We start from the raw sequence: 7,155 nt of genomic DNA, 5'->3' as shown, positions 1-7,155 counted from the left end.
ATGGTAACTTCTGATACGCCATATTCGCCGCTTAATTCTTTGACCGAATTACCCGAGTGATAAAGATCTACAATAGTCTTCTTGAATTCATTATTATATTTTTTCCCTGTATTCTTACGTTCCAAGACGGACACATCCTCTCAAAAATCATTGTAAGGACTTAACTAAAATGTGTCCATAAAACTATACTAACTCCATTTTGAACATTCAAATAATAGTTCTATTACTAAATATTACGATAAATTAAGTATTCCAAGGGGACAACTATTACTAAACATATGGAATTGAGCCAATATTTTCGACATAGAAAAGTTATATCTTAAGCTGAATTCCTAATTCGGACTTAGACAGCTTGTGGGGTTTAATAACCCAATCTCTATTAATTCTTTTTCGATTAGATGCTAATAATCTATAAATTGGAACATCTCTAATTTAATTATCAAAGATATTACCACAAAAGAAAAAATGGAGCCTTTAAGTTTTGAAACATTAAAATATAGCAAATTCCTTTAAAAAACTATACAGTATTTTTTTATGATGCTTAATCAAATAATTTTAATATCCTTTCCAACTGCTTGCCACATGAGTAGCTTTCAATTTTTCATTACTCTCATTAGACCATACCTCACAAAATCAATCCATAGATTAGGTTTCCCGATTTAGGGCACTCTCTTAAGAGTACTGATAGAGTCAACATCACAAACGAAGGTTCGACTAAAAAAAGGTAGCCATTATTATGATGGCTACCTAACAAATCTTTCTAAATCCGGTATTGCTTGTCAAAATACATCTGATACTCACCGCTAATGATTTGCTCCCACCACTGTTTATTATCAAGATACCATTGAATGGTCTGAGCAATACCTGACTCAAAGTTGTAAGTCGGTCTCCAACCTAATTTTTCTAATTTGGTAGGATCAATCGCATATCGCTTATCATGGCCAAGACGATCTTCAACAAATTCTATTAAATCTTCTGATTTATTGAGAGTTTTAATAATAGTTTTAACCACTTCTAAGTTGGTTTTCTCATTATGACCGCCAACATTATATACTTCACCATTCTCACCTTGATGTAGAACCAAATCAATTGCAGCACAATGATCAATTACATGCAACCAGTCACGAATGTTCTTCCCATCCCCATATACTGGTACTTTTTGATCGTTGACAATTCTTGATATCGTTAATGGAATAAGTTTTTCAGGAAAATGATAAGGCCCATAGTTATTCGAGCATCTAGTTATGTTAACAGGTAATTTGAACGTTTCATAATATGCCCTAACTAATAAATCCGAGGAGGCTTTGCTTGCACTATATGGGCTATTCGGTTGTAAAGGCGTTTCTTCAGTAAAGAAAGTACTTGGATCAAATTCCAATTCACCATATACTTCATCTGTTGAGACATGAACAAACTTAGTAATATTATGCTCCTTTGCTGCATCTAACAAAACTTGTGTGCCTAGTACATTTGTTAAAACAAATATCTCAGGATTCGTTATCGAACGGTCCACATGACTTTCTGCTGCAAAATGAACAACATAATCAAAATTTTCACTTTCAAACAGAGACATAACAGACTTTCGATCGGTAATATCTACTTTAACAAAATGATAGTTTGGTTTATTTTCTATCTCTCTATGCTTCGTTAAATCTCCTGCATATGTCAATAGATCCAAATTAAAAATGTCATACTCCGGATATTTATTTACCATAAATTGAACAAAATTTCCACCAATAAATCCTGCTCCACCTGTTACTAGTACTTTTTGTTTTCCCATGTCAATTCACCTCTTGAGTTAACTCAGCTAAATAACGACCTAACGCGTCTTTCCATGTAGGTAAAGTAAAAAATCCATTGTCTATTAATTTTTGTTTAGACATCCTTGAATTTTTTGGTCTCACTGCCCTTGTTGGATATTCTTCAGTAGTAATTGAGTTTACTTTTACATTTTTATTTGCAAGTTTAAATATTTCTTGAGCAAATTCTGCCCAAGTACAAAATTCTTCATTGGAAGCATGATAAATTCCATAGGAATCTGTTTGAATCATATCCAATAACAAACGAGACAAGTCAAAGGTGTAGGTAGGCGAACCAAATTGATCGCCAACTATTTTTAACTCCTCCATCGTATCAGATAATCTAAGCATTGTTTTAATAAAATTATTTCCGTTAACACCAAACACCCAAGATATTCGTACAATAAACCAATTTTCTAAGATAGATTGTACTATATTCTCCCCTTCATATTTGGTAAAACCATAATAACTGACGGGTTTTGGTATGTCATTTTCTGTAAACGGCTCATTTCCTTGCCCATCAAACACGTAATCAGTACTAATATAAACAAATTTAGCCCCAATCAATTTAGCTGCCTCAGCCAAATATTTTGTACCATTTACATTTACATCGTAACAACTATCTTTATCATCTTCGGCCTTATCAACAGCTGTAAAAGCAGCACAATGAATAATAACATTTGGTTTCAATTCAGTAATATACTGGGACACACTTTGTTTGTTTGTAATATCCAAAATTCGAGAGCTTGTGCCGTACATCTCAAGCCCTCTACTATTACCTTCCTTAACTACATCATAACCTAACTGACCGCTAAATCCTGTTACTAAAACTTTCATAACTTATTCTCCACTCACAAAATTATTTTCAGAATCCTTTAATAAAGGGGCATTTTCATCTTTTGCAGATAATACAGGCGTAATATCAATTGGCCACACAATCCCAATTTCAGGGTCATTCCAAATAATTCCTCGATCATGTTCTGGAGAATACAATTGATCTACCTTATATTGAACTTCAACATCATCGGTTAATGTCATAAACCCATGAGCAAACCCTTTGGGAATTAATAATTGTTTTTTATTTTCCGCACTTAATTCTATTCCAAACCATTCCCCGTATGTAGAACTACCTTTACGGATATCAACTGCTACATCAAAAATGCAACCCTTTGTACATCTAACCAACTTTGTTTGTGCTTTAGGCTCTAATTGATAATGTAATCCGCGTAAAGTTCCTTTAGTTGCAGAAAAAGAGTGATTATCCTGTATAAAGGTTAGTTCAATCCCTTCTTCCTTAAATTTTTCCTCACTATAATTTTCCATAAACCAACCCCGGTGATCTCCTAATACCAATGGTTCTACAATAATTAAACCTTCTAAAGATGTCTCTGTAAAAATCACACTAAGTCCCTCTTTCTTCAATTAATATTGAATATCACCATTTGCTACTTTAATTAAATACTGCCCATAACCGGTTTTACTTAATATTTCTCCCGAATTCGCTAGCTGTTCTTTCGTTATCCAGCCATTTATATAAGCTATTTCCTCTAAGGCAGCAATTTTAACACCTTGATGTTCTTCAACAGTACGAACAAAGTTAGTTGCGTCTACCAAGCTTTGATGAGTTCCTGTATCCAACCATGTAAACCCACGTCCTAATAATTTTACCTCTAATTCACCTAACTGAAGATAAGCTTCATTAATAGAAGTTATTTCAAGTTCCCCACGTTCTGAGGGCTGAACGTTTTTAGCTATATTTACAACTCGATTATCATAAAAATACAGCCCAGTAATTGCATAATTAGACTTGGGAACACTTGGCTTTTCTTCAACACTAAGAACTTTTCCATTTTCATCAAAATCCACCACTCCAAAACGTTTTGGATCTTGAACATGATATCCAAAAACAGTTGCACCATGTTTTTTCGCAGCAGCGCTTTGTACCATTTTTCTTAAACCACTACCATAATAAATATTATCGCCTAGAATCATACAGACTGAATCTTCACCTATAAATTCTTCACCCAAAATAAAAGCCTGAGCTAAACCATCAGGACTCGGTTGTATTTTATATTGAAGAGAGATACCAAATTGAGCACCATCACCTAATAGATTTTCAAATCTAGGTGTATCTTCAACTGTTGAAATTATTAATATCTCTTTTATACCAGCTAACATCAGAGTCGATAATGGATAATATATCATCGGTTTATCATATATTGGTAGTAATTGTTTACTAGTTACCATCGTCAATGGATAAAGCCTAGTCCCACTTCCTCCAGCTAGAATAATACCTTTCATAAAACATTTCCCCTTTTATATAAATCAATTTCCTTTTTTAAATTTCCTATAAAGTAGTTCAAATTCATGTTTATAAATAAATAATGAGATTATACTAGTGAAAAATAGGTAAGTTATAAAACTTGTAAGCCAACCCAAATAATTCAAGCACAAGAAAAATATTAAAGCATGACAAATTAAAAAAATTACTTCTTTTTTATTTCCTTTTAAATATTTGAATTCTTTATTGGTAGAATAAACATACCAGAGTATAAAAGTTATCAACGTAGCAAGAGCAAGCATATTCATTGAATTAATTATTAAAAATGCGAGTATATTAATAACAATTGCTAATAAGAAAATTAAAAATACTACTTTAAAAAACTCTCGTTCTCGCTTTCTGGCTTTATATAAATTAATAATAATTACATTTATAACCATAATGTAGGGGAACGTTACGAAAGAAATAGCGATAATATTTAATGAAAGAACATAATCAGGGAGAAGTGTATTTACTACTTTGTCTAATATAAAATATGTCGATCCAGCTAAAACACCAATAATTAAAAGTATTTTTTTTATCAAAATTAAATTACTTCTATCTTCTCTTTTTGCAATATAATTATAAAAAGTTAAACCAATTGCATTTATGATTAATAAAATCATATTCATCATTGATACAGCAAACGAATAATAGGCAAAACTTTGGATATCAAAAAAGAATTGAACTATCCATCTTCCTATAGAATTAATCATTAATATACATAGATTTCCTAGTAAAATAAATATACCAACTTTATTATAGTCTAGAATTTTCACTGTACCTTTTGGTACAATCCCTTTAGTATATTTTTTAAAATCAACTTCCATTATTATCAATAATATGAAATAGGAAATTAAAGTAAAAATGATGTAATATATAGATTTATTAATATCTATCGTAATTAAAAAACAAATTAAACATAAATTTAAAATAGTGTACACTATATTAGCATAAGAATACTTTTTAAATTGGCCAGTAGCTTGATAAAATAGTTTATGAAAAGCACCTAAATTTACAGGTATTATCGAAATTGCTAATAAAATAAAAATAAGATTATCTATTAGAAAGCTACACCCTAAAATTATTAATGAAATTAATATTTGGTATACAAAAAAAACATGATGTTCTTTTTTTAATAATTGTTTACTTATATCTTTTTCACCAAAACCTCCGTATTTTATATAGATTGCATCAATAAATCCAAAATGTAACAAACCAATGAAACTTATGTAAAATATAAACAATCTATATTCTCCATAATCTTGAACACTTAATATCATGGGTAGGATTATGCCTAATACTACATTTGAAATTAATGTTATCATATTTGAAAAAACTACTCTGAAGATATTTACAATTAACTGCATATTTCCCTCACTCTTTTAAATAGGGTATTAGTTAAATTCGATATTTTATTTTCTGTGAGATGAATAATCTATAATAAATAGGGGAGTATCCCTGTACCTTTCTACGGTTTAAATTAAATTAGTTATATATGTATAGTTTGCATCATTACAACAATTTCTCAAATTATAAAAGCAATTTCTGAAAAAAGTTCAGCAATCTATTAAAAAACAATTAGCTAAATGTCACAATAAGGGGAATACCCCTAACTTTCAGTATCTTTAGTCATTATAGAGTGATACATAACTCCCCCTAGATTTTAACAATATTTTTCAACCTATTCTTTTCTGTATTATATTTTCAACCTGTAATATTTTTTATTTTTTTTCCAGTTACTACTACTATTGCATTAAATATATACGTAAGCTTAATTAAAAATAAATTAAACGGGCTTAATATATTATTCTTTCGAATTACATAATAGTAATTTTCTTTTCTTTTTAAAAGTTGATTTAATTTTATTCTTTTTTTATTCCCTGATTGACCATGTAAATGATAAATTGATGTTTCATCCATTACAAAACTATATTTGTTTTTTTTGTATAATCTATAACATAAATCTACATCTTCGGCATACATAAAAATATCTTCATCAAATCCTCCAACCTCTTTATAATCTAGCTTTCTAATAATCATAAAACACCCTGATACCCATTCGGTCCTAAAAAGTCCTTTATTTTTATAATTTTTATACCTAAATTTTTTAATAAAATTAAAATTCCAAAATAATAGATTTAACTTTACTTCATTTTCAATACTTGGAAAATCAAAGCCTATAGATTGAATACTCTTATCTTTATTAAGAATTTTTGCAGATAAAACACCAATAGATCCATCATTACTTATTTTTCCAACCAATAATTTAAAGTCTGTTTGATCTACAATAGTATCACTATTTAACAATACCACGTATTTTCCAGAACTATATCTCACACCAATGTTATTCGCTATTCCAAAACCTTCATTTTTTTTATTTTTTATTAAAATAACATTTTCATATTTATTTTCAGTGAAATGTTTTATAGAACCGTCTGTAGAATCATTGTCTACTAAAATAATTTCATAGTTAATATTTGTTAAAGTTTTATTTGTATTTATTGAATTAATACAATCCGCAGTTATATTTTTAGTATTGTAATTAATTATTATAAAAGAAAGCTCTATCATTTAATATCCTCATTTCTTAGTACTACCTCTGTGATATTCTTCAGAAGCAAATGATTTCTTAGATTCGAACTGAATAATAATTATTTGATCCATAAAAAAGTAAACAATAAAGATATTATAAAATAATGGAGTAAGTAAAGAAGTAACAGATATATGCTTTCACATTTCCAAGATTAAAATAGAATAAAAAAAAGTATGATATATTTCGTTAATACTTCTATGGTATAGGTATTACCTTGTAATACCTATTAAAATGCATAACTGGAAGTAGTATAGTTTTATGGACACATTTTAGTTAAGTCCTTACAATGATTTTCGAGAGGATGTGTCCGTCTTGGAATGTAAGAATACAGGGAAAAAATATAATAAAGAAATCAAGAAGACTTCTTTATCACTCGGGTAATTCGGTCAAAGAATTAAGCGGCGAATATGGCGTATCAGAAGTTACCATTTATAAATGGG

Annotated in this window: 8 protein-coding genes; 1 reads left to right on the top strand and 7 read right to left on the bottom strand. The window is 29.5% G+C overall.

Going from position 1 to position 7,155, the window contains the following annotated elements:
• The 7 genes from ACFX4X_RS25585 to ACFX4X_RS24800 form a co-directional block, all read right to left on the bottom strand.
• Positions 1-125, bottom strand: a 125-nt coding sequence (locus tag ACFX4X_RS25585) for a transposase (protein WP_477644172.1), incomplete at its 3' end; no start/stop codon positions are given.
• A 635-nt stretch (positions 126-760) separates the two neighbouring features.
• Positions 761-1,780 (bottom strand): dTDP-glucose 4,6-dehydratase, encoded by a 1,020-nt coding sequence (gene rfbB, locus ACFX4X_RS24825; RefSeq protein ID WP_377387441.1) that lies wholly within the window; start codon positions 1,778-1,780, stop codon positions 761-763.
• A gap of 1 nt (position 1,781) precedes the next feature.
• On the bottom strand, positions 1,782-2,636 hold the full coding sequence (gene rfbD, locus ACFX4X_RS24820) for a dTDP-4-dehydrorhamnose reductase (RefSeq protein ID WP_377387438.1): 855 nt from the start codon (positions 2,634-2,636) through the stop codon (positions 1,782-1,784).
• Positions 2,637-2,639: 3 nt separating this feature from the next.
• Complete coding sequence (rfbC, locus tag ACFX4X_RS24815; protein ID WP_377387435.1) at positions 2,640-3,200, bottom strand: dTDP-4-dehydrorhamnose 3,5-epimerase; 561 nt, start codon at positions 3,198-3,200, stop codon at positions 2,640-2,642.
• A gap of 21 nt (positions 3,201-3,221) precedes the next feature.
• A complete protein-coding gene (rfbA, locus tag ACFX4X_RS24810; RefSeq protein ID WP_377387432.1) occupies positions 3,222-4,100 on the bottom strand; it encodes a glucose-1-phosphate thymidylyltransferase RfbA in 879 nt (292 codons plus the stop codon).
• Positions 4,101-4,124: 24 nt separating this feature from the next.
• Entirely contained in the window at positions 4,125-5,489 is a 1,365-nt protein-coding gene (locus ACFX4X_RS24805) for a lipopolysaccharide biosynthesis protein (RefSeq protein ID WP_377387429.1), read from the bottom strand.
• A 337-nt stretch (positions 5,490-5,826) separates the two neighbouring features.
• On the bottom strand, positions 5,827-6,693 hold the full coding sequence (locus tag ACFX4X_RS24800; protein ID WP_377387426.1) for a glycosyltransferase family 2 protein: 867 nt from the start codon (positions 6,691-6,693) through the stop codon (positions 5,827-5,829).
• Between the two features lie 347 nt (positions 6,694-7,040).
• On the opposite strand from ACFX4X_RS24800, the gene ACFX4X_RS24795 reads away from it, so the two are divergent.
• On the top strand, positions 7,041-7,155 hold a 115-nt coding region (locus tag ACFX4X_RS24795; RefSeq protein WP_483878245.1), incomplete at its 3' end, for a terminase gpP N-terminus-related DNA-binding protein.

The organism is Peribacillus sp. YIM B13481, assembly GCF_042787985.1.
Lineage (GTDB): Bacteria > Bacillota > Bacilli > Bacillales > DSM-1321 > Peribacillus > Peribacillus simplex_A.
This window is presented reverse-complemented; position numbering and strand designations above follow the sequence as displayed.